Consider the following 21,786-nt stretch of genomic DNA (forward strand, 5'->3'; position numbering starts at 1 on the left):
GTCTATGGCAGATTTGCGCAAGGCAATGGAAAGGCACGGAAATGAAGAAACGGTATGCCGAAGTCGCGGCGCAGATCATGGCGGATCTAAAGACCGGTGATCACCGCCGAGGTGACCTTATGCCGAGCGAGGCTGTTCTATCTGCGCGCTTTGATGCGAGCCGCTCGACCATCCGCAGCGCCATGGCTGAACTGGAGAAGCTGGGGCTGATTGAACGGAAGCAGGGTGCCGCGACCCGTATCCTTTCAACCGAGCCTCCACCCACCTATGTCCACTCGATGTCAACCACAGGTGACCTCATGCAGTTTGCCGGACCGTCTAGGCGTGAAGTGAGGGAAATCGGGCCAATCGTTGCAGATGAGGCCTTGGCTAACCAGTTGAAAGACCGCCCGGGCCGCAGATGGATTCGGATCCGCCAGACGCGTCATATCGAAAGCCTTGCATCTCCGGTAGGGTGGACGGATGTTTATCTCAGTGAGAAGTATGCCGATATTGCAGCAGATGTTCCAGGCTACTCGGGCCTGGTTTACTCGCTACTTGAAGAGAGACACGGCGTCATCATCCATGAGATCCGCCAGTCAATTCGCGCGGCGCCGGTTCCGGAGGAAGTTGCTTCCACGCTTCAAGTCGCACCTGGGGGGCACGCTCTGGAGCTTCGTCGCAACTATCTCGATAAAGACGCCATTAGCCAGATTATAACATTAAGTATTCTACCGGCTGAACATTATCACTATGATATCACCTTGCGGCGGCAAGGATGATGCTACATTGAACTGCTATGCTCAGCACTCTTGGTAGACGCACAGCACATGTACCGACGTGGGCGGTCGGGCGATGACGAGCCTCGGTGCCATGAAATGGCAAGTACTGACCGTACCAACCCGGGTGATGGGGTGAGAAACCAGTTTGCGTGGCCTGTGCAACGGGCGATCCGCGTGCTGCGCCAGTCTCTATGTTTGGCAGAGTAGTTCCTTGCTCATCTACGAAGCTGGGACACCGGGAACCGCCAGCAGCAGGTCGGCGGTTCGGATCCCATCAAAGGCATTAAGGACCTCGTCCCGCACATCGTCCGATGCCATATCGCCTGTAACAGCCTTGGCGCTTTTGCGCTCCGGGACAGCGGCATTGCGCGAACCGCCAGTCGAATGGCTGACTTGAGGGCACGCAATGGGATTGACCTGGTTCTGGCGGATGATCGTGCTGCCCGCCTCAAGAGCATTCTCCTATCGGTCAAGTAAAGTGCGACCGGCAGCCGAGAGCGACATCGCGGTCACGTCGTTCGGGAGAGGAAATGCCTCTCGACCGGGATAGACCACGATGCGTTTTTGGGGCTGGAGATCCTCGCATGCAAGGTGAAACCCTTTCTCAAGTTTGGGCGATAGACTTCGTTTGATTTCGATTGCCCAAGGTTTTTGGCCTGGAGGTGTGAGCACGAGATCGATTTCAGCGCCGGCCGCTGTACGGTAGAAATTTGCCGCAGTACCGTTAGGCGATGCGGCGATCAGTGTTTCGATTACGAACCCCTCCCAGGTGGAGCCGACAATTGGATGTCCGAGCAGTTGTTCGGCGCCTCCAAGTCCAAGAAGCGCGTGGGCAACGCCGCTGTCCCTGACATAGACTTTCGGCGATTTGACCAACCGCTTACCAATATTGGCATGCCAAGGTTCAAGGCGGCGCACGAGAAGAAGGTCAACGAGAAGATCGAGATAGGAAGCAACGGTCTTACCGTCGACACCAAGCGAACGAGCGAACTCGGCAGCATTGAGGAGCCCGGACTGGTGATGTGCCAGCATGGTCCAGAACCGCCTCAGTGTTTCCGCGGGGATGCGAGGCCCCAGAAGCGGAATATCTCGTTCGAGGTAGGTGCGAATGAAATCCTGTCTCCAGCGCATGCTCCCACGGTCGCTGGGAGCAAGGAAGCTATCGGGGAAGCCGCCTCGCAGCCAGAGCGTGTCTAGTTCGTCCGCCGACACTTCCAATCCGTCGACAGGCTGCATTTCGAGATAGGCAATGCGGCCAGCCAGCGTCTCGCCTGACTGTTTGAGGAGATCGATAGAAGCTGAGCCTAACAGCAGGAACTGGCCGGTGCGCCGTCCGGCCCAGCGATTGCGATCGATTATGCCACGCAGCACTTGGAACAAATCTGGCAGGCGGTGAACCTCATCGAGGATGACCAGCTTATCGCCATGACTTGCAAGATAGAGCTCCGGCTCCGACATCTTGGCTCGATCTGCCTCCGATTCCAGATCAAGATAGATTGAGGGACGGGTTTTGCCGATGTCGATGGCAAGCGTTGTCTTGCCGACCTGACGAGGCCCGAGCAGGGCGACGGCAGGGCTGTCGTCGACGAGATCCAGAAGTTCGACTTCAATTCGGCGTTTAATCATCCCGGTATTTATGGATCTTCGTTCCAGAATTGCAAGGATGTTTTAGCCCGCTCAGGGGAAAAGTCGGGCTGCCCTGCCTGTACGCCCTGTAGTGCTATTGTAGTAGCCTTGATGCCACCAAGATCGCGTCAAAGCCCCGTTACCACCGATTGACAGATCGAACTTCCATGGGGATCGACATCGATATCGCCACTCAATACTATACTTCAATCATGTGTGGGTCGATGGTGATAAGATCACCTCGCTCACGATCCCCTTTCGCTACGTTTGGCCCGATGAACTCGACCTCATCGCTAAGCTTTCCGGACTTGGCTCGAGCATCGGGGGAGTGATTGGGAGAAGTCGCCCTTCGATCGGATGAGTAGAAGCCACATATCCGTTTGGCGAAAACAGTGATCCGCGACCGACTGCACCCCGAACGACGCAACTCTTTCTGTCAGCAGTCACAGTTGCCGCTCGTAAAGCCCCACATTGGCGACCAGCTCATCGCCGCACCACCAGCCGAAGGAGACGACGCTTGGATCATGCCCCAGCCGGTCAAGGGGCGAGACATCCACTCGAAAGATGTCCTTGATCGGCCGCGCGAGCTCCCGCTGAACCGCAGTGGAACCGGCGCACATCGACCGAAACTCTAGCTCCTGATGCCCCTGGTGCTCATCGCGGACTGTGCTGCCAGCTCCCGGCGTTAGCTGATCCCGCCGGGAGACTCAAATGGCACCTGAACGGGTGCTGCCGCCGCCGCTCGGCAAGCTTTAGAAGCTGGGCCATCTCTTGGTGTGGCCTCAGCATAACCACGGCACTGCCAGGCCCTGTTGGCTGATCTTCTGCATGAAGATTGGCGCGCTCTCACGATGATGTAGCGGCCGTCCGGAGTTTCGAGAACAGGTTCTTCATGCTCCGGCTCCGGCCTCCGCCTTCGTCAGCCGAAAGAAGTACCTGCGGGAGTCGTGCTCGACGACCATCATTCCGGCGATCTCGTGCTCGTTTACGCGACGGAAGTAATCGGTGATCGGCTGCCGCTCGTACGCCATTGCCGCAGTCATCACGCCGTCGTCCGCCAGCGTCCGCAAAGTAGCCGTCGCTCCTTGGGCACGGACCCGCGGCCTGATGTGCGAGAACAGATTGCGTGCGCGGGTGGACCGGCCGAACCCGGCGAACCTGTTTGCGAGCCTGATCGGGAAGAACTTGGGATCAACCGGAACCAGGCGGCCGGGTTCTCCCTCGAACAGAAGGGCGTCAGCGCGCAGATCGGTATGAAACCGCTTCCCGAACCAGTGCAGGTTCTCCAGCACCCCGTCGAGAGGATGTCCGGAGGGATGTCCGAGACCCTTCCACAGTCCTATCATTTCTTCCGGCCGCACTGGATCAAGTGAACGGAACCATCGGGCGACCTCGGTCTGCAACGTCGCCTGCAGCGCAGTTTGCTTCACGGGCGGCTCTCCATCTTCGATCACTGGGTCCTCGCCATAGACAGATATGTCCAGGCAAGCGGGCGTTCTGATGGAATGACGGCGTCCTTCTAAAGTTCCCTATACTGTCGCATGTCTGGCGGGCCGGAGCCTGCGGTCCCGCGGGGTGGAACATACCGATTCCGTGCCCGTTCACGCATCGGAGCAGACAGGAGGCAACGATGGCTACTACGACACGTGGACGCGCGCAGGACAGAGCAAGGGTTGCAGGCGGGCAGGAGCACGAAGTCAGCTATGAAGCAAAGAAGGAAGGCGTCTCGAAGGAAGCTGTGAAGAAGTCGGTTAAGAAGGTCGGAAACAGCCGCGACAAGGTCGAGGCTGACCTGGAGGAGAAGAAGTGATCAGGGGTGTCGTTTCGGCTCAGGATCGTGGGGCGGGCATCCAGAACCGCTAGAAGACCGCTTGCAAGATGAACCCGGTTTGACAGCTCCCCATCAGTCGTTCCTTGCACAACGCCAGCATGCGGAGGTCCCTCTGAAGTTAGGTAGGGACGCCGGCTTCAAGGCGAGAGCGGAGATCACGAACGGGAGCTTCTCTCCATCGCGGCGCTTGTCTCGAGTATCCTGCTGGCGACTACTGTTCTCGCCCACGTTGCCGTCCGTGACGGCAAGCGGTCCCGTTGGCCACTCTGAGGAGAGGTGGAGCTTCATCAGATCGAGCGAAGGTCAGTCAACCTCACGTGTGCTAGATGCGCTCCACCGGGACGGGAAAGGACGTGCCGCTCGAAGATCCATATCTTGCCGTCTTGGTCTTCTCCGCGTGATAACGCTCTCTCGGCCATATCCAGATAGTTGTCCGCGAACTGCACGAGACGGCTCAGCGAAGCTTCGGGCGGAGAGGCGGTCGCGCGCATAGCTTCGCACGTCACGACGACGATCCAGACGGACGAACCGTCCGTCACAGTGAAGTGGCCATTTACGCCGAACAGAAAGGGCGCCGGCTCGCAGAGCACGAGGTCCACTGGGTCCTTCATTCGCTTCTCCTACGGTGATCGTTCGACTCGTGCGGCCATGCTGGATGCAGGGCTGGTCTGTTGCTGTTGCAGACGGGGCAGGGCATCCCGGCGCCACCACATCGGCAGCCTGCCTCGGCTTCCCACCGCGTCCTCGGATGAGATTCACATATTCATCTGACGCCGCCGTCTCACGGTTTTCACGATGGTGCGATCCTGGTGGCTTCGTTTGCTGGTTATGGCGAGCGCGCCCTTAGACCTGATCTGAAAGCCGACATGAGAGGAAGCCCACTAGAACTGCGGAAGGACTCGCGAGCGCTTGGAATGACCGGAAGTAGGGGGCCTTCTCCGGGCTATCGGGTGAGGTGTCCGTGTTCATAGAGGGGTCAGAAGGGAGAGCAGCCAGCAAACCCGGATCGTCCAATCCCGGCAGCCTAAGTTCTTGCTCAACAAGGCAAGCTGTTGCGCGAGGCATACAAGGGCAGGGGTCGTCGGTTCGATATCATTTAAGGCTGCAGACCCTCTGAAGCACGCAGGTCTGGATAAATCGGATAGTTGGCTTACGAACTTAACGAACTTGACGAGATTGCCGCAACTAGTTACATTGATCTCGAAAGGTGGATTGCCATGCCCGTCACGAAAACGTCAGCAAGCGAAACTCCAAACATCGCGCTATCAATGAAGCTGCCCCGCAAGGCCGATTTCGAGAAAGCATTGCTCAATCAATATACCAAGGCGGTGAAACTGAGCCAGAAGGCTGGCCACCAGGTGAGCTTCCGCGTCGTCGTGGATCCGCGCGCCGGAGCGCAGACAATATCGATCGTCGAGGAAGACCCGCTGGTTGGCGACGGTGCGTTTCCGGTCGAAGAGGCTGGGGAACCTGATGACGAACTTAAGGCAGCCCTGTCCGCCGCACGAGAGCGCGGCTATCGCCGCGTTGCGGAGGTCCTCAGCGAGGACGACATGCTGAGCGCCGGCGCCTTTTCAAATCTTCTTGGCGTTTCGCGGGTGACGGTCAATACGAAGCGACAAAACGGCCAAGTACTCGGGCTCGATGGTGCCAAGCGCGGGTTCCGATTTCCGGTCTGGCAGCTCGATCTGGACGGCCGACCCTATGTGGCGCTTCCAAAACTGCACGAGATCCTGACAGGGGCCTGGGCCGTTTACCGCTTCCTTGTTTCGCCCCACGGCGCTCTTGACGGCCGGACCGGGCTCGACGCCCTGAAGCGGGGCCTAGATAGCGAGGTGGTCGCCGCGGCCGAGGGCATTGCCCGCGGTGATTTCCGCTAAATGTCGGGCGTCAAGCCGCCTGCTGGTTTCGAGCGTCAGCCGCTCGATATCGCAGCAATTCCGCCAGGGCGTCGCTTTGGCCGCATCTACGCAAGCGCCTTTCCGGACCCGCTAGGATTTGGAAAGGCGGCGAGTCGTTTCAGCGATCCGCGCCGACGTGGCTCAACGAAGCGCTTCGGCGTTCTTTATCTGGGCGAAACACTCAAGGTCTGTTTTCTTGAGGCGGTTCTGCGTGATCGCCGCGACGGTCTCGTCGGCGATCTTCCGATTGAGGAAAAAGAGATCTATGGGCGGCGCTACGTTGAGGTCGAGACGATCGCAGACCTCAACCTTGTTGACCTGCGTGACGATCACGCGATCAGGATGGGGGTTCCCACTGACGTGGCGAAGTCATCGCGTCAGAGCTTGGCGCGTTCCTGGGCGCTGGCATTCCACGAGCATCAGTCGCTCCCCGACGGTATAATCTATCCATCACGCCTGAACGGCCACACGAATGTCGCTGTCTTTGGGCGTGCCGTGCCCAAGCTGACCCCGGCCCGGGTCGTACCGCTGATCGGCGCACCGGGGCTCGCCGCGGTCATCAATGACCTGCGTGTGAGTCTGGTCAATTTCCGTTGTAAATTTCCGGTTTGAGTACTTGGTCATTCATCCCGGCGCGGTTGCGGAGCCTCGCACGGACGACCTCATTGTTGAGTGTGTCTCTCGTGCCTAAAAGACTAACTCAGCGTTTCATGCAGCTCGCCTAGCGTGCCCTCCTTTCGAAACCGAATTCCCGACTCTACGACGCTGCCGCTGCTGTCGGCCGGATATAGCGTTACGCCCGTCACCAACAGCTGCAACAGTCTCGCACGACTTTCGGAGGTAACGAAATCTCTAGGCGCGGTTACAAGGATGGACCTGGCAAGCGCTGATCGTTCCGCTTCGACCTCGGTATCCATCGCTCCAGCCTTGTAGGCCAGGCGTGCCGGATGCACCACGTCCGGCGTCAGACAGCCGTGGACCGACGGCATGGACCAGAAGGCAAGAGAGGGGTCGAGCTCGCTGAGCAGTTGAAGATGGCAATCAGGAGGGCCGTTGGTTCGCATCTCATCAAGGCGAAGAAGCTCATCCATTAGGTAGCTGCGCTACCGAAGTTCAATCTCGTCAGTCCAGCCCCAGTGCCACCAATGCCCGTTCTTAGAATGACTTTCGAGGACATCTTTCTGCGCCCCTGCAGGACGCGGACGATTTCAGTGGGACTGGCACTGATCCCATAAAGAGTCAGATACTCACCGGACTCGAGATGCCGATTGCCAGGCCCGATATCGTCGCGCGCAACTCCCGAGCAGGGGTGTCGGGCGAGACTGTCCAGCGTGCTTCAATCGCGTCAAGAACACGATCAGCTGCAGATTTGTTGTCAATGGCTATGTAGGACCATATCTCGATCAGGTCTTCGTCCGCACGGTTGGTTCGGATAATTGGAAGCACGGTTAGCGTTCGTGTCGAGAAGCTTCTAATCGATCGCGCGCTGCGGCTTTTACCTCTGCCATTGACGTGCGCGAACTTGGGCCGCTTTCGATGCCCTCCTGCACGAGCGCTCGTAGATCCTCTACCGTGTGGCCGAGCAAATCCCGTCGCTCCTTCCATTCGCGGACGGCATCACTAATGGCTTCACTCGTCGATGCATATTCGCCAGCATCAACCGCGCTTCGAACAAAGCCTGCCGTTTCGGATGCCAGTTCGATTGTAATCTTCTCGACCATTGCCATGTTTTCCAGCCTCCGACCACCGCATTCGGAGCTACACACAATGCCGGAACCCGATTGTCTGTCCGTTCCCTCGCAGCAGTAAAACCAGTGACCGCAGGTTCGAATCTAGTCAAGGCCTAGGCTTTCGCCGCTTTGCGCCAATAGGAAACGTTGCGCTACGCGTTGATGAAGGGCCTGTTTCGGCGCATCTACCTGCGAGCGGCGCAAACCACCTGACTCCTAAGATCCTGTCGAACTAATCCAGCTCCATTTCCAAAAGAACCGATGCAAGGCATTTGCCATGGGCATCGATCGCAAGCGATCGAGTCACACCACCAGCAAGAGCGCCATGGATCACAAAGTTGAGCGCAGGGAGTTGCGGTAGCGCATAGCGGTCAATCTTCTGCTCTTCTGGCAGCCCGAGATGCGCAGCTACGCTCGCGGGCGTCAAGGCTGCTGAGATGCGGCCCCAATCCTCCGCACGGTAAAGGATCACCGCGATGTTGGAAATATCTCCTTTGTCGCCGGTCCTGGCATGCGCCAGTTCATGCAATTTCATGGGGCGTCTCCATGAACGCGATCGAGGGAGTGACGTCAGCCGCGTCAATGAACGTTGAGGCAATGCCAATGATTTCCCGCACGGAGCTGAAGACGCCGCCGCCGCCAGCCGGGCCATTGAGATAGAGCCCCTCGACCTCTTCCCCAATCTGCAAAGCGGAGTCGCGGTTGCTGCATCTGGCCGCATAGCGCAGCCTGACTTCCGCGGGCGTATCGCCTCGAGCTCTGCCGGGGGATATCGAGTTCCAGCCGATTAGGTCCACACGGTCTTCGAGAATCCTACCACGCATCTCGGCCAGGCGTTCGCGTAGTACAGCGCCGGCGAGCTCTCCGCGGGCGACGCAGTTGCTTCCACCATAGGAGATCTGCCCCTCACCAAGCCAGCCATCGCGATAGCCGACCGAAACCTTGAACCTGCCGGTGGCGGGATGGCCATCCGCGCCATGCACCGCAACGCGATCCGGAGCGATTTCCTCGAGCGTCACTGCCGAGAAGTCTGCGATGACGTCGGGCTGGTAATAGCGAGCGGGATCGTGGATCTCGTAAAGCATCTGCTCGGCGCAGGTCGCGCGGGTCACCAAGCCGCCTGTGCCGGCAAGCTTGGTTATGACGGCGTTGCCATCCGCCGAAACCTCGGCGATAGGGAAGCCGAGGTTGGCCAGCCCCGGCACATCCTTGACGCCGGGATCCGCAAAATAGCCGCCCGTCACCTGAGCGGCGCATTCCAGAAGATGCCCGACCAGGGTCCCGCGGCCAAGCCGTGTCCAGTCATTGGATGCCCAGCCGAACTTGTGGATCAAGGGGGCCAGGAAGAGTGCAGGGTCGGAGGCGCGCCCGCAAATGACGACGTCGGCGCCGTGATCGAGGGCATCGACGATCGAGGCGACGCCAATGTAGGCATTCGCCGACACCAGTCGACCCCCCAGGGCATCTGCTCGTTGCCCGGTCTCATCAAGAACGAGTGGACCTGCACGATCCAGGACATCATCGCCGAGCACGGCTGCGACCTTGAGATCTCTAAGCCCAAGCTCCAGGGCGATGGCGCTTGTCCGTTCAGCCGCCGCGCGAGGATTGGCGGCGCCCATATTCGTCACGATCCGGGTTCTGGAGCGAACACAGTGGGGCAGAACGGCCCGCATCCGACGCTCCAGCAGCGGATCGTAGCCGAGCTTAGGGTTTTTGAGCTTTGCCAGCTGGGCGAGCGCGATCGTGCGCTCGGCAAGGCATTCGAACACGAGAAAGTCGAGCTCGCCACGCTTTGCAAGATCGACCGCCGGGTCGATCCGATCGCCCTGAAAACCAGCGCCTGTACCAATCCTGACGATGCTCATGCTGAAACTGCCTTTGCGCGTGCGGGTGCAAATTTCCAAGCCCCGACAAAAAGAGCCAGCGCGATGAAAGGCGTGACGGGCTGCGGGTAAATCGCGAGACCGATCACCAGAAGCAGGAGCGCCACATCAACTACGCGATGTCCGGTGAGACGCAGGCCGGCAAGAAGAGCGGGGACCGCGAGCACCAATGCCAGGCCCGCCGTTGTCGCTTCGATGATGTCGAACAGGCTGCCGCGCATGGTCATGCCCGGATAGAGCAGGAACAGGAACGGCACGATATAGGTCACGGCGCCAAGGCGAACAGCTTCACCCGCCGCAGGCAGCCAGGGCGTCTTGGCAATCCCGGCCGCGACAAAGACCGCGACGCAGACCGGCGGCGTAATGACCGAAATGGTGGCAAAGTAGAAGACGAAGAGATGGGCTGCGAGCGGGTCGAAGCCGACGGCCGTCATGGCCGGGGCAAGAACAGCAGCGACAAGGACATAGGCGGCTGTGGTCGGAAGACCCATGCCCATGATTAAACAAACCGCAGCGACGATGAAGGACACCAGGATGACAGAATCTCCGGCGATCGAAACGATCATCGAAGACAGCGTCACGCCGATACCCGTCAGGTTGATCATGGATACCAGGATCTGAGCGCCGGCCAAGAGGACACCAATGATGACGAGACCTTTGCCGGCGTCCTCCAGTCCGTCGACGACCTGGCCCGCCATCTGCCGCAGGCTGAGCCGGCCCGCCTCCGTTGCAACAAAGGCGATGAGGAGACCAATGACGCCGTAGAAGGCGGAGGTCGAAATCGAACGCCCCAGCCATATGCCGATCCCGAGGCCGCCAAGCGCGAAGACCGTCGGTAGGATCCGTCGCAACGCAAGGATGCTGCGCCATTCGGGCAGTTCATCTTCCGGCACGACTGCAAGCCCGCGACGTATCGACACGAAATGTACCGTCACGAACACCGAGACGTAGAAGAGAAGTGCGGGCAGGATTGCCGCGACGATAATGGTGACGTAAGGTATGCCGAGGATCTCGGCCATCACGAAGGCCGCAGCACCCATGATCGGCGGTGCGATCTGCCCACCAGTTGAGGCCACGGCCTCCACTGCCGCTGCAAAAGCAGGCGGATATCTGAGCCTGATCATCATCGGGATGGTGAAATTGCCGGTCGTGGCAACGTTCGCGACCGCCGAACCGGAAATCATGCCGAAAAGCCCGCTGGCGATGGTTGCGATCTTGGCTGCTCCCCCAGGCTGACGACCGCCAAGGCGCATGGCGAGATCCATGAAGGCTTGTCCACCACCGGTGTGCAGCAGCAGCGCACCAAACAGGACGAAAGCCGCGATCACCGTCGCGGCGACGCCGGTCAACGATCCCCAGATACCGAGATCTCCGAGAAACAGGGTCTCTGTGACGAAGGCGCCATCGAAACCACGATGGCCAAGGGCGCCGGGCAGCAGGTGGCCGAGCAGCGCATAGGCAAGACCGATCACGACCATGGCAGGAAAGATAATGCCGACCGTGCGTCGCCCAAGCTCGAGCACAGCAAGCACCAAGGCTGCCGTCAACGTCATGTCGAGCGTGGTGGCCCAGGGCAGGGTGGTCATGATGGCGTCGTAGTGCCAGACGATGTAGCCGCAGGCAGCAACCGTCACCACCGCCAGCGTGACGTCGATAGCCAACCCCAAGCGGCGCCACGACTTGCCGCCACCGAGAGGATAGAGTGCGAAACCCAGGCACGAGACGAGCGCCAGAAAGATCGCGCGCTGGATCAATCCCTCGAACGGGCCGGTAGCGGCGGTGTAGAAAACAAAGGCCCCGACGATGATCGCCAGGGACTTCTGCACGCGTGAGAGCGTCATTGCCGCCCCCTCAGGACTTTGGCTTCAGTTTCGAGGGCAGATCAATGCCCTGCTCAATAAACCAGCGGGCGGCACCGGGATGGAGAGGGATAGTGCCGAACTGCAGGGTAAGATCGGCAAGCTTCTCGTTCTTGAGAGTTGATAGAGCATTGGCCTGCGTCGAGGTGTCCTCCATGACCGCCTTGAGGATCTTGTAGGCCGTGTCCTCATCCATCGATGACGGCGCGCCAACGCCCACGCCGAAGCTCCAGGTCGTATAGGCCGGAACGCCCTCCGCAGCCCCTTCGGGCACGTCAACGACTGAGATGTCAGGCATCTTGCTGCGCAGTATCTCCGCCTGATCCTTGTCCAGGCTGAGGATGGAAATCGGGGTCGAGGTGGCCACGTCCATGGTCGAGCCGTCGAGCTTGTTGCCGGACCCCGATTTGACATAGCCGGCAACCCGATTGTCCTTGATCATGTCAACAACGTCGGTCGTCGATCCTCGTACATAGTCGGCCGACAAGCCCAGGGTTTTGAAGACCGCTTCTGTCGTTGCCTCGGTGGCGGAGCCCTTGATGCCGGGATTGAACCGCACGCCCTCCAGGCCCTTGAGATCGGAGACGCCGGCATCTTGTCTCACAACGACGTTCTGCGGCGCACCGGTGTAGACCCACAGCAACCGCAGGTCTTGAGGGCGGCCTTCGAATTCATTGGTGCCGGCGGTGGCATGTTGCGCCACATTGGTGGTGACGAGACCGAGGTCTATCTGTCCGCGCTCCATCCGACGGATATTGTCCATCGTCGCACCGGTTTCGACCACGGATGCCTTCACGCCGTCGACCCTCTCATTGATGATCTGCCCGACGGCGACAAAGTACCCATAGTGACTGGATGATGCCGAAGTGGAACCGACCAGCAGATCCTTTGCATCCTGCGCCATTGCAGCGCCAGCCAGCATGGTGACGCCAAAAAGCGTTCCTAGAACACGTCTCATGATTTTCCTCCCTGTGAACTCCTCCCTGAGTTCGCTTGCAGGTTCACAGAAATAAGATCTTGCGGGAAGTGCAAATTTCTCGATAATTGTTGCATGAATCGCAACAATATGCGCATCGCAGATTTTCGCCTGGTGCTGCTCTTGGCTCAGCACGGTTCGCTCCGAGCGGTATCAGAAGACGTGGGGCTGTCGACCTCGGCGATATCGCGGCATCTTTCGATGCTCGAAGAGCTTTTGAGCGCTCGTCTGTTTGATCGCGACACCCGTAATCTTTCCCTCACCGCGTCTGGAGAAACCTTCGTCAAGCTGGCAGAGAGGATGCTGAATACGGCCGAGGACGTGATGTCGGAATTCAACGCGCATCTGTCGGCACGACGTGGAACGCTGACGATCGCAGGATTGCCATCAATCACGGCGGGTGTTTTGCCGAAGCTTCTGCGGGGGTTTGCAGCTCAGTTTCCAGAAATAGACCTGCGCATCATAGATGCCTTGTCCGCTGCCGTGCTGGATGCCGTAGAGAGCGGCAATGCTGACATCGGCTTTACGGCAGGAGCAATATCGGATCGTCGGCGTCTGGCCTTCCAGCCCCTTCTGGATGACGAGTTTGTGGCTGTAGGTGCGGTAGAGGGACCACTTGCGCAAGACCGCGTCTATGAATGGGAGGAAGTCATGACGATGCCATTCATCGCCATGGCCAAGGGAACGAGCGTCAGAGACCTGACGGACGCGGCCTGTCAGCGCCACGGCTATATCCTCACACCTCGCTTCGAAGTCTCCCATCTCGCCACCGCAGGCGCGTTTGTCACGGAGGGGCTGGGGGTGACAGTGTTGCCTCAACTAACCTTGGCGGTCTTGAAGATGGACCGACTGGTTCAGCGCAAGCTCAAGGGCATGGGCGAACGCCGCCATATCGGGTTGGTGCGCCGTGCGGGGAGCTCTCCTTCGCCGAACGTGGCGGCATTCCTGAATTATCTCCGTCAGCATGGCTTTGGTCACGTGGCTACGCATCAGCGTTAGCCCATTGGGGACTTATCAGGAGCGACATGCAGTTGGGTTCTTCCACGGAATCCGCGCTTCCGACGACCTAATCTAGCTGCGGTGAGCAGCGGCGACGGCTTCTGCCTGTATGACGCATAATTCCAGTTCTTGGAGTTTCATGCCGCTTGCGGCGTTCGTGAAGCGAGTAGAGAAGAGACCTTGGTATCATCGCTCAACTTAGCCGGTACCCCCAACAACCAGTTGGGTGTAGTGCCAAGGGCCTCAGCAATACGGACCAAGGTCGCGAGGTCAGGTTCTCTTCGTCCAGAAGTGCAATGCGCATACCGCCGCTCATCTAATCCCATCCGCCGTGACGCCTCAGCATTTGAAATGCCGAGCTGCTTGGATCGTTCCTGAAGCCGTCTCGCGAGAAGTTCCATAGGAACAACTTGTTCCTAGGTGACACCTCTATGGCTACGAGCAATATTGAGTAAGCATGATCTGGCGGGTAATGTCAGCTACACCTGCGATGACACCTTTTCGCGTGTGTCGCTGGTATCGGCCGGCCTTGGCGTCGGTTTTGCTCCGGAATGGACGCGGGTCTCCCCGATCGCAACTTTGAGCTGAAGAAGGTGAGGGGCGCGACTTCAAGATTGGGTTGGTTGTGGCCTGGAACAAAGAAGATCCGACCGAGTCTGGGCCGAGACCTCCGACGAACAGGCCGAAGCACATTTGCCGAGCGACGTTTCAAGGGCGCGTTGCAGCGGCGAGCCTCTCGCCATTAAAAAGGAGAACATCATGCAAACCAGAAACCTGTCGTTTGTCCTGCCGTTGATTGCGGTGCTGGCAGCGTGCTCCGTTGCCGGCTCCCATCAGCCGACGAACACGGCTGGTCCCGGCGTTGCTACCGGTGATCGACCCATGGATGAGACCCCAGTACGAAAAACAAGGCCAAATGGCGACCGTGAGTACAGTTACAATAATGGTTGCAGGGTTGTTCTTGAGCCAAGACGTGCGGTCGTGAAGGCGGAAAGCTCTGATTGCCAGTTACACCACCGCGACATCTCCTTGCTGTATGCGTCAGGTGATTGAGCGTGTGGGGCTGCCCGACCAAGCGCGGTATGGTTAGATAAACCCCGCATCCCGAGGGATGAACAACTGGGGCCGCCGGCTTCTGCGGCCCGGAAGCCCGAGGCTCGACGATGCCGGAAGAGGCGCCGTAGCGGTTTCGCGGCTGGTGCGGGGAGGCGCTGAGCTCTCCCTCAATGAAAGGCAGGTCTCCGGATCGGGTCGCCGCCGAGAACCACACCACCGCTGCGGTCTTTCATGTGGATAGTCCGGCGCGACAGCGGACTATCCACCTGTCTACATCAGTCGCGATCCGTCACTTCCAGCCCGGCCCACTGCGCTCCATCGCCTTACCGGCTCTGTGTCGAACCTCTACAACCTCCTATGTGGAACGGCCCGCGGTGCAAGGGGCTTTGCGATCGGTTTCACACACGAGGACGGTTCGTCCATATGTACGGCCTTGGTGCGGCACATGACCGCTGGCATGCTTTCATTGCGCTTCGATTCCGTAACGATGGTACGTTCGAGCAGGTCGATCTGGTCAGCCAGGGCGTCGATTTGGTCGGCAATCGCTGTTAGGGCAAATCGTGCCGCTGCGGGTAACTGAGTATCTTCAACTTCACGAACGATGGCCACCGGAGCTGGGACGTTGGGAAAGCCAACGGCCGCGATAAGTCCAAGTTCGGCGAAATGCGCCCGTTGGGTGGTAACCGACTGCGTCTCTGTTGCACCAGAAAAGCCCAACAGGCGCGGGCGGCGTTTTGCCGATTTGCCCGGCGATGGCGAGGGTCCGTCTGCAACAGGGGGGCTGAATGGCTGCTGCCATGCCGGTGCTGTCTTTTCTCATCAGAGTTGGTCGCTTGTGGAACCGCGCTCCCTTTGGTCGCCGGAGGATGAGGCTGGCACAGCGCTGACGGTACGACGGATGAATATCCCACTGTGCAGGAACGCTGAACTAGCCACGGCTGATTGCCATTTCGTCAAGAAATGATCAAATTGCCGTGGCAGATAGTCAGCTCTACAAGTTGAGGAGGCCATCATGGCCGGAAAGCTGATTTGGGGTATTCTCGCGGGCGTAATTCTGGGCGCTGCATTTGGATATGCCGGAGGGAATACGGCGATCGGTATCGCGATTTGCATTGCCGCTGGTGCTATCACGGCGGGTCTATGGCACTATCTGGAATCACGTCGCACTTAACCAGAGGGCTGTCGGGAAGATGATCATCAAGGTCCTTCAGTTCTTTGCGCTTCTGGTGACGGCCCTCGCGATCGTGCCGTCGGCAGCTCACATGGCCGCAATGCCAAATAAGATCGGGATGTCCCAAGCCGACTACTTCATCGCTCAAGGCATCTATTCCGGTTGGTCACTTCTGGGCGTGGTGTGGCTCCTTGCATTGATCGCGAACACAGCACTGGCTTCGGTCACCCGCTCGCAGGCATGGCCGACGTGGACGGCCCTGGCTGCGGCGGTCTCGCTGGGATTGATGTTCGTGATCTTCTTTATCTGGACGTTGCCGTCAAATCAGGCAACCGCAGACTGGACCAGTATCCCTTCGGACTGGGAAGCGCTCAGGCGGCAGTGGGAGTATTCTCATGCGGCCAATGCACTTTGTTGCCTTGCGGCGTTCTGCCTAACATGCCTATCGGTATTGTCGTGGCGTGCGGTATAGTTCGCAACCCGCTATGTCCCCGCCAGCGAAGCCAGTATACTCCGGATAGGCTCTAAAATTGAGGGCACGGGCTCATTCGCCAAGGCGGCCCAAATTCCGGTTGCCGCAAGCTTGAGCGCCAGGTAGTTTTCGGTGCGTCGATCATGTCGTATTTTCAGGTCCCGCATCCATTTTGATTTGAAGAACGTTCCACGAGGTTGCGCTGGCGGGAGACCCGTCGGCTGAAGCTGAACGTCTGCTTGCGATTGGCCTTTGCTGGGATGTTGACCCAACATCTGCGTTGCTTGGTGAGGCTCTGGATCGTCACTGTCGTGAGCCTTGTCGCTGAGTGCTGTCGCGCCGGGTTTTACGCCGCTCAGCAGCTTCTCGTGCGTGGCTGCATCGGCAGCCTTGCCTGCAGCAAGCTCCAGCCGGGCCGGGAGACCATGGGCATCAACAAGCGCGTGGATCTTGGCTGTCAGGCCGCCGCAAGAACGTCCCATGCAAGGACTCACAGGATGCCGTTGATCACCCGGCGGTCATCACGGCTGTCGGTCGGCAGCAGTGGTGCAATGACTGTCCATTCTTCGTCCCTCAACTCGTGACGGCGCATGAAAATCTCCTTTCGCGGAGATCGAAACATGTACCTATACGGAGATGAAGCCGTCATGGAGACACTGCCTACAAGCCAAGCAACAAGGATGAAGGAGGACACTGATAGGCAGGTCATGGAGATGCATTCCGTATTCCTGATATGCCGCCTAGCATGGGCCGATGTTGCCTGGATCACTCTACAGCTTTGCCCCTCTCCGGCACGTCCTAACTGCGTTGCGGTATCCGCAACAATTCGGCTACCCGGTTTCGATCCACGGGCAGTTGACTTCCAATATCGCGGCCGGCCGTTCCATTTCTTTAGAGAATAGAAAGTCGCGGCTATGCATCGCTGATAATAAACAGAACCGACTCGCCGCGGCATTGTTAGTGCGACATTCCCGAGACGAAGCTCGCGGCGTGATCCTCTTGGTCGGCTGCCTCCACATCGCCAACACCGCTTTTTGTCATCTCCTCAAGCAGCGCGCCCAAAGCCAGATCGAGGCAATAGGTCGAGAACTCGACCTTGAGATCTTTCGCGGTGTTTCGCGCATAGGTGACAAGCCGCGCAAGCGAGACCAGTTCGTACCTGCGATCGTCCATTTCATGGGCGGGTTGTTCAAGAGTGTCGGGCGCCATAATCAGTCCTTCGTTGCTTGGCGAAGTGCCTGCAGCGAAGGATAATTTAGAAACTCAGGGATTGCGCGTGACACGCGCGTGACACAGCTTGGAGTGTATGCATAGGAGGCGTTCACAACCGCTAAACGCTAGAGAATGTTTCGCCACTGCGTGGTCGAGGCGAAGTCCCAGTCCACCGGAGCCTGTCGCCGCGTGTTTTCAGCGGCGGCAATCGTGTCCAGCAGTTCCAGCGCATCAAGGCGTTTCTGGTTGACAGCGTTGAAACGCAAGAGTTCCTCCAGATGCTGTCGCGAGGCGTGTTCTGGCAGGTTGGCACTGGCAACGATGGTGCGGTAGCTTCGGTCCTTGAAGAACAGTCTTTCTGCACTTGCCCTAAGGCTCCTGTACTCCGCGGCTGCAAGTTCCTGCCGCGACAACAAATGATCAAGGGTGGCAAGGACATTGACCAGAGGTTCCGAGAGCGAAAGGTAGTTCATCTCCGGCGGCCCGTGGATCTGGGCGACATCGGCATCGTCGACACGGTGGCCGCCGGCATATTGGGCATAGATTTTCCCGACTCCGATCATTCCAAAGGCTGCACATTCAGCAGCCCTCAGCGCCCCCATGCTGCTTGCGCCATAGATGCGCACACCGTTTGAGAGGGCAAAGAGAATTTCCTTGTGCCAGACCGGAGCGACGTTCTCAAAGCAACCGTCGATCAATCCGATGACCGTTGCACCCTCATTGACCGCGGCGAGGATATCCCGATGAATGGCCGGACCGCGAATTTCGATGCCGGGCGGAACCAGGCTTGTTGCATCCGGAAGCGTGGGGCCGACAAAGACAAGCTTCATAGCGAAAACAATGCCTTCGATATGCCCCTTGGCCCAAACCGTCGCTTTCGCGTCCCTTGCGGATTTTCAAGGTCCGGCACCAGGACTTTGGTGACTGAGAACGGGAGATCAGGGGGCGTCAACGGAACCACGATGACGGAGCCAACAGATCTGTTTCCAAGATGCCCTAAAACGGTGTCGTACAGTTCGCCCAAAGCAACAGAGCCGGATGTGTGCGGGAAAGGCACCGGCCTTGGCTTTGTATCAAAGTAGCGAATAATCTCCGGGGGCAGCGGGCGATTGAATGTCTGCGGATAGAGGTCGTCCCGCGCGCCGCTGATATAGGTCAGCCGTGACTGGATCGCTTCTGTAATTGCCCGGATGGCGGCCCGCACAGGATCTGGATGCGCGCCACTTCCCTTGGTCACATCGATAAAGCGGGGCAAGCTTCTTGTCGCAATCGGGGCTGGTCCTAAAAACGCGGCGAAACAGGCGATACCGATATCACTGGTGATGTCGAACAGCCGAAGCGTCAGGCCAGCGCCGTCGATCCTGCCAACGAGGTCATCTATGATCGGATCCTCAAGGCTGAAGGGGTCGCAGCAGGTCTCTAGCCGCTGTTCTTCGCCCGCAATGTTCCACAGGATTTCTGCATCCCGTTCGATGCGTTCCAGCACCCCATGGAAGCTTGCCTCCAGGAGCGTATTGCCGGATGCCAGGCCATCGGATGACTGCCAGAACCGGACCACGTCCGGGGTCCGGTCAAGGACAACAGCCTCATAGGGAACCCAGGTGTCGACCGTGGAGAGAACGTCTGTCCCCCGAACCCACGCGATTGTCTCTTCGTCTCCTATGTCCGTTTGCCCTCGGGCGATCAGGCCCTCGAGACAGTTGACCGCATGCCCTTCTGCATGAAGACTTGCCCGTGTGGCAATGATCGTGTCCATCGGTGGATTGCCGGCGACGGCACGTTCAAGGGCCTCCATCGTTGCAGAAACCCTGGCATCGGTATCGGTGACGCCCTTCCCGTGATGGATGACGATGGAGCGAGCGTTGGGAGAAATCGCGCTCCAGACCGGAACCCCGATCGTGTCGAGACCCGTCAAACGGGAAACACGCGTAATCCCATAACGTGGCAGGAAGGGTATAACGCGGCTGAGTGTCTCTTCAGTCGAGCAGATTCGGTCGGAATAGGTGGGCGAGGGGGCAGTGGCCTCAGGAGGTCCCGGTATCGGGTTTTGGTCGTTCAGCAATATCATGGTCGCCAGGCCGCGCCGTTTGCGAAACTATCCGTCGAGATGTCCGGAGAAGGCGTCATCTGCAGATTTTACGGCGACAGAGAAATCCACCCCTTTGAGGATTACGGCCCCGCTGGCGCGCAGTTTGCTGGCCGCGTCCAGCGCGCTTCCTGCCGGTGGCTGAAACGCGGTGACCGTGCCCGCGTCAAGATCTGCAACCCATAGTCCGGTTTCTCCGGGTACTCCAAGAACGACGACTCTTGCCACGTTTCGAATCCCTCTCTGTTGGACAGCGTATCTCAGAAACCTGCCTTTCGCAGGCCATCACGATAGTGATCTTTTTGCCATTGCTCTTTTATGGGAACGGCAGCCAGCCAGGTATCGACATTGAAGTCGGGATTGGTTTCACGGGTCTTGCGCACGAAGGCCTTTGCCCGCCTCTGGTTACCGAGCATAGCCCAGCTTGCGGCCGAAAGCCGATTTGCAAGCCCGCTATCGGCCATCCGGTTAATGTAGGACAGCGCCTGCTCATATTCTCCCAGGCAATAGCTCGCTCCGGCTGCCGTCCAGAGGTAGACATCGGGGCTGAGCGGATTGAGGTCGATGGCCTTTTCGATTTTCTCGAGTGCTCGCCTGGGCTCAGACGCATGAACGAGGGTATCGGCATAATCTGCGGCAACGTCGGCATAATGCGGGCTCAGCGTCTCGGCCAGCTCCAGGGCCTCGACACTTTCATCGATGCCACCGAGAAGCATCTTTGCAACGCCGAGCTCTCTATAGCCGCCGACCATGTCCTGGCCGGCCGCAATAGCGCGAACGGCGTGCTTTTCGGCTTCTTCCAAAAGCTCGGTGTCGCCTCGCGCCGTGATCAGCCATTCCCGGGAATAGCTTCGCGCAATGCCGCTCAACGCCGGTGAGAAATATGGGCTGTCACGAAGGGCTGTCCTAAATTCCTTGCGCGCGCGGCGGATATCGGGAAGACCGAGGTTCTTCAGATGCCGCTGTCCGAGAAGATAGTGATGGTAGGCGGTCGGGCTCCGCTCGAAACATTCGCGCGAAAGCTCGTTGCGTTCAATCTGGCCCGTGATCGCCATGGAAATCCGGCGCGCAATCTGGCGGCGCTGGGCAGCCAGATTGTCTTTGTCCATGTCGTATCGGTCCGCCCAGATGATCTCATCGTTTGGAAAATAGATCAGCTGCACGAACAGGTAGCGCTGGGCGCCGTCGCCGGAGAGTTTTGCGTCCAGTACGTAGGAGATGGAATGCTGCGCGATCGTCTCGGCTTTGTCCGAATGCCGGCCAATTTGAGCTGCCGTATAGGGGGCGACAACGGAAACGGAGGTCAGGGAACAGAGCGCGATGGTGACGTCTTCGACAAGTGCATCGGCGAAAGGCAAGAAGGGTTGGCCGCCGGCTATGCTCTCTACCGGCGGCAACAATACCAGCCTTGGCACGGTCCGCCCGGGGCCAGTGTCTGCTGCTCTAGCAAGAGATCGGTGTTTATCTTCGTACAGCGGAGCGGACAGAATACCGCTTTGCTTCTCAAAGACTTTTCTGACGACATTCAGCGCATGAATGTCGGGGCCGAGCGTCAGGGTGCCAAACAATTTCTGCTTTTGGGCGTCGAAGATGTTGCGAGCGTTTTGAACCTTCCCCTCTGTGGAATAGGTTCCTGAAAGCACAGCGACGATCTTCTTGTCATCCGGGTTGTGCTGGAAGATCCGCAGGGCCGCATCCTTGACGAGCGCGATGTCTGGCGCGGATTTCGCGATTGGAATTGCTTCCATCAAGCTTTCGCGCAATCGGGTGAGGTGCTGTTGCTGCTGCTGCCTGATCCATGCCGAAAGAATGTCGTTTGTGGTCTCTATGTCTTCGAGAAACAGGCGACAGAACAATCCGACCAGCGCGCGCAGATCGCCGAGCGCATCCCCTGAAGCCGGCCTCTGGAGCTCCACGACGTCGCATTCGATTGTCCTGTCATCGAGCTTGATGTCGGACGCCGTGATCTCGATGAACCGATGACCCAGCTCCTGCTGGCGGGCTTCTATCCGCGACAGCGTCTTGCGCAGATTCGTATAGGCCTGCGCCGGTTCGACCTTGTCCCACAACAGCCTCGACAGAGCCGACCGTGACTGAGTGCGCTGCGGATGAGTGAGCAGGTAGGCAAGGATGAGCAAGCCTTTCTCGGGAAAGGGCACGGCGTTCGACGACGGATTCAAAAGCCGCAACTCTCCCAGTGTCAGCAGCCTGAACGCCATTGCT

At 58.8% G+C, this 21,786-nt stretch carries 25 protein-coding genes and 2 pseudogenes; 9 read left to right on the forward strand and 18 right to left on the reverse strand.

The window, feature by feature from the left end; translation table 11 throughout:
- The first annotated feature begins 41 nt into the window (after positions 1-41).
- Positions 42-761, forward strand: coding sequence for a GntR family transcriptional regulator (locus EO99_RS0121595; RefSeq protein WP_029620651.1), 720 nt, complete (start codon positions 42-44; stop codon positions 759-761).
- Positions 762-1,223: 462 nt separating this feature from the next.
- On the opposite strand, the gene EO99_RS0121600 is transcribed toward EO99_RS0121595, so the two are convergent.
- From EO99_RS0121600 to EO99_RS0121610, 3 genes are all read right to left on the reverse strand, one after another.
- Positions 1,224-2,387 (reverse strand): ATP-binding protein, encoded by a 1,164-nt coding sequence (locus EO99_RS0121600; protein ID WP_029620652.1) that lies wholly within the window; start codon positions 2,385-2,387, stop codon positions 1,224-1,226.
- Between the two features lie 443 nt (positions 2,388-2,830).
- Positions 2,831-3,007 (reverse strand): hypothetical protein, encoded by a 177-nt coding sequence (locus EO99_RS27665; protein ID WP_156034948.1) that lies wholly within the window; start codon positions 3,005-3,007, stop codon positions 2,831-2,833.
- 270 nt (positions 3,008-3,277) lie between these two features.
- On the reverse strand, positions 3,278-3,817 hold the full coding sequence (locus tag EO99_RS0121610) for a GXWXG domain-containing protein (protein ID WP_235776901.1): 540 nt from the start codon (positions 3,815-3,817) through the stop codon (positions 3,278-3,280).
- Between the two features lie 200 nt (positions 3,818-4,017).
- Between EO99_RS0121610 and EO99_RS0121615 the strand changes: the two genes are divergently transcribed.
- On the forward strand, positions 4,018-4,197 hold the full coding sequence (locus EO99_RS0121615) for a DUF3606 domain-containing protein (RefSeq protein ID WP_029620654.1): 180 nt from the start codon (positions 4,018-4,020) through the stop codon (positions 4,195-4,197).
- Positions 4,198-4,505: 308 nt separating this feature from the next.
- Here the strand turns inward: EO99_RS0121615 and EO99_RS0121620 are convergent, their stop codons facing one another.
- Positions 4,506-4,829 carry a hypothetical protein gene (locus EO99_RS0121620; RefSeq protein ID WP_029620655.1) on the reverse strand — a complete coding sequence of 108 codons (324 nt, stop codon included), beginning with the start codon at positions 4,827-4,829 and terminating at the stop codon, positions 4,506-4,508.
- Positions 4,830-5,435: 606 nt separating this feature from the next.
- Here EO99_RS0121620 and EO99_RS0121625 point away from each other — a divergent pair.
- Together EO99_RS0121625 and EO99_RS0121630 are read left to right on the forward strand one after the other, a co-directional pair.
- A complete protein-coding gene (locus EO99_RS0121625; RefSeq protein WP_029620656.1) occupies positions 5,436-6,098 on the forward strand; it encodes a hypothetical protein in 663 nt (220 codons plus the stop codon).
- Positions 6,099-6,731 carry an RES family NAD+ phosphorylase gene (locus EO99_RS0121630; protein ID WP_029620657.1) on the forward strand — a complete coding sequence of 211 codons (633 nt, stop codon included), beginning with the start codon at positions 6,099-6,101 and terminating at the stop codon, positions 6,729-6,731. It abuts the gene before it with no gap.
- Between the two features lie 83 nt (positions 6,732-6,814).
- On the opposite strand, the gene EO99_RS0121635 is transcribed toward EO99_RS0121630, so the two are convergent.
- From EO99_RS0121635 to EO99_RS0121660, 7 genes are all read right to left on the reverse strand, one after another.
- Positions 6,815-7,210, reverse strand: a complete 396-nt coding sequence (locus tag EO99_RS0121635; RefSeq protein WP_029620658.1) for a hypothetical protein — start codon at positions 7,208-7,210, stop codon at positions 6,815-6,817.
- A 148-nt stretch (positions 7,211-7,358) separates the two neighbouring features.
- Positions 7,359-7,565: a type II toxin-antitoxin system RelE/ParE family toxin gene (locus EO99_RS28355; RefSeq protein ID WP_235776902.1), complete on the reverse strand. Its 207-nt coding sequence runs from the start codon at positions 7,563-7,565 to the stop codon at positions 7,359-7,361.
- A gap of 2 nt (positions 7,566-7,567) precedes the next feature.
- Positions 7,568-7,846, reverse strand: a complete 279-nt coding sequence (locus tag EO99_RS0121640; RefSeq protein ID WP_029620659.1) for a type II toxin-antitoxin system ParD family antitoxin — start codon at positions 7,844-7,846, stop codon at positions 7,568-7,570.
- 235 nt (positions 7,847-8,081) lie between these two features.
- Positions 8,082-8,384, reverse strand: coding sequence for an AtuA-related protein (locus tag EO99_RS0121645; RefSeq protein WP_029620660.1), 303 nt, complete (start codon positions 8,382-8,384; stop codon positions 8,082-8,084).
- Positions 8,371-9,714 (reverse strand): acyclic terpene utilization AtuA family protein, encoded by a 1,344-nt coding sequence (locus EO99_RS0121650; protein ID WP_029620661.1) that lies wholly within the window; start codon positions 9,712-9,714, stop codon positions 8,371-8,373. The genes EO99_RS0121645 and EO99_RS0121650 overlap by 14 nt, the downstream gene beginning before the upstream one ends.
- Positions 9,711-11,573, reverse strand: coding sequence for a TRAP transporter permease (locus EO99_RS0121655; RefSeq protein ID WP_029620662.1), 1,863 nt, complete (start codon positions 11,571-11,573; stop codon positions 9,711-9,713). The genes EO99_RS0121650 and EO99_RS0121655 overlap by 4 nt, the downstream gene beginning before the upstream one ends.
- Positions 11,574-11,583: 10 nt before the next feature.
- The gene (locus tag EO99_RS0121660; RefSeq protein ID WP_210165097.1) at positions 11,584-12,702 is read right to left on the reverse strand and encodes a TAXI family TRAP transporter solute-binding subunit; all 1,119 of its coding nucleotides are present in this window, start codon (positions 12,700-12,702) and stop codon (positions 11,584-11,586) included.
- Here EO99_RS0121660 and EO99_RS0121665 point away from each other — a divergent pair.
- Complete coding sequence (locus EO99_RS0121665; protein ID WP_081852161.1) at positions 12,643-13,566, forward strand: LysR family transcriptional regulator; 924 nt, start codon at positions 12,643-12,645, stop codon at positions 13,564-13,566. The two genes, EO99_RS0121660 and EO99_RS0121665, sit on opposite strands and share 60 nt — an antisense overlap.
- 137 nt (positions 13,567-13,703) lie before the next feature.
- Here the strand turns inward: EO99_RS0121665 and EO99_RS26980 are convergent, their stop codons facing one another.
- Positions 13,704-13,967, reverse strand: a complete 264-nt coding sequence (locus EO99_RS26980) for a helix-turn-helix domain-containing protein (protein WP_328286611.1) — start codon at positions 13,965-13,967, stop codon at positions 13,704-13,706.
- Positions 13,968-14,019: 52 nt separating this feature from the next.
- On the opposite strand from EO99_RS26980, the pseudogene EO99_RS28710 reads away from it, so the two are divergent.
- The 4 genes and pseudogenes from EO99_RS28710 to EO99_RS0121675 form a co-directional block, all read left to right on the forward strand.
- A pseudogene (locus EO99_RS28710) lies at positions 14,020-14,224 on the forward strand (LysR family transcriptional regulator); the annotation flags it as partial.
- Positions 14,225-14,325: 101 nt separating this feature from the next.
- Positions 14,326-14,619, forward strand: a complete 294-nt coding sequence (locus tag EO99_RS27670; RefSeq protein ID WP_156034950.1) for a hypothetical protein — start codon at positions 14,326-14,328, stop codon at positions 14,617-14,619.
- Positions 14,620-15,634: 1,015 nt separating this feature from the next.
- Positions 15,635-15,793, forward strand: a complete 159-nt coding sequence (locus tag EO99_RS28025; protein ID WP_173425155.1) for a hypothetical protein — start codon at positions 15,635-15,637, stop codon at positions 15,791-15,793.
- Between the two features lie 19 nt (positions 15,794-15,812).
- A complete protein-coding gene (locus tag EO99_RS0121675) occupies positions 15,813-16,265 on the forward strand; it encodes a DUF1772 domain-containing protein (protein WP_029620665.1) in 453 nt (150 codons plus the stop codon).
- 89 nt (positions 16,266-16,354) lie between these two features.
- Here the strand turns inward: EO99_RS0121675 and EO99_RS26020 are convergent.
- The 6 genes and pseudogenes from EO99_RS26020 to EO99_RS0121705 all read right to left on the reverse strand — a co-directional run.
- Positions 16,355-16,857, reverse strand: a pseudogene (locus tag EO99_RS26020) (transposase); the annotation flags it as partial.
- Positions 16,858-17,222: 365 nt separating this feature from the next.
- A complete protein-coding gene (locus EO99_RS0121690; RefSeq protein WP_029620666.1) occupies positions 17,223-17,474 on the reverse strand; it encodes a hypothetical protein in 252 nt (83 codons plus the stop codon).
- Between the two features lie 128 nt (positions 17,475-17,602).
- Entirely contained in the window at positions 17,603-18,307 is a 705-nt protein-coding gene (locus tag EO99_RS0121695; RefSeq protein WP_029620667.1) for a TfuA-like protein, read from the reverse strand.
- On the reverse strand, positions 18,304-19,545 hold the full coding sequence (locus tag EO99_RS0121700) for a YcaO-like family protein (RefSeq protein ID WP_037112678.1): 1,242 nt from the start codon (positions 19,543-19,545) through the stop codon (positions 18,304-18,306). Before EO99_RS0121700 ends, EO99_RS0121695 begins: the two co-directional genes overlap by 4 nt.
- A 27-nt stretch (positions 19,546-19,572) precedes the next feature.
- Entirely contained in the window at positions 19,573-19,791 is a 219-nt protein-coding gene (locus tag EO99_RS28365; RefSeq protein ID WP_077067145.1) for a hypothetical protein, read from the reverse strand.
- 32 nt (positions 19,792-19,823) lie between these two features.
- Positions 19,824-21,782 carry a hypothetical protein gene (locus EO99_RS0121705; protein WP_029620669.1) on the reverse strand — a complete coding sequence of 653 codons (1,959 nt, stop codon included), beginning with the start codon at positions 21,780-21,782 and terminating at the stop codon, positions 19,824-19,826.
- Positions 21,783-21,786: the final 4 nt, after the last annotated feature.

Source organism: Pseudorhizobium marinum, from assembly GCF_000705355.1.
Lineage (GTDB): Bacteria > Pseudomonadota > Alphaproteobacteria > Rhizobiales > Rhizobiaceae > Neorhizobium > Neorhizobium pelagicum.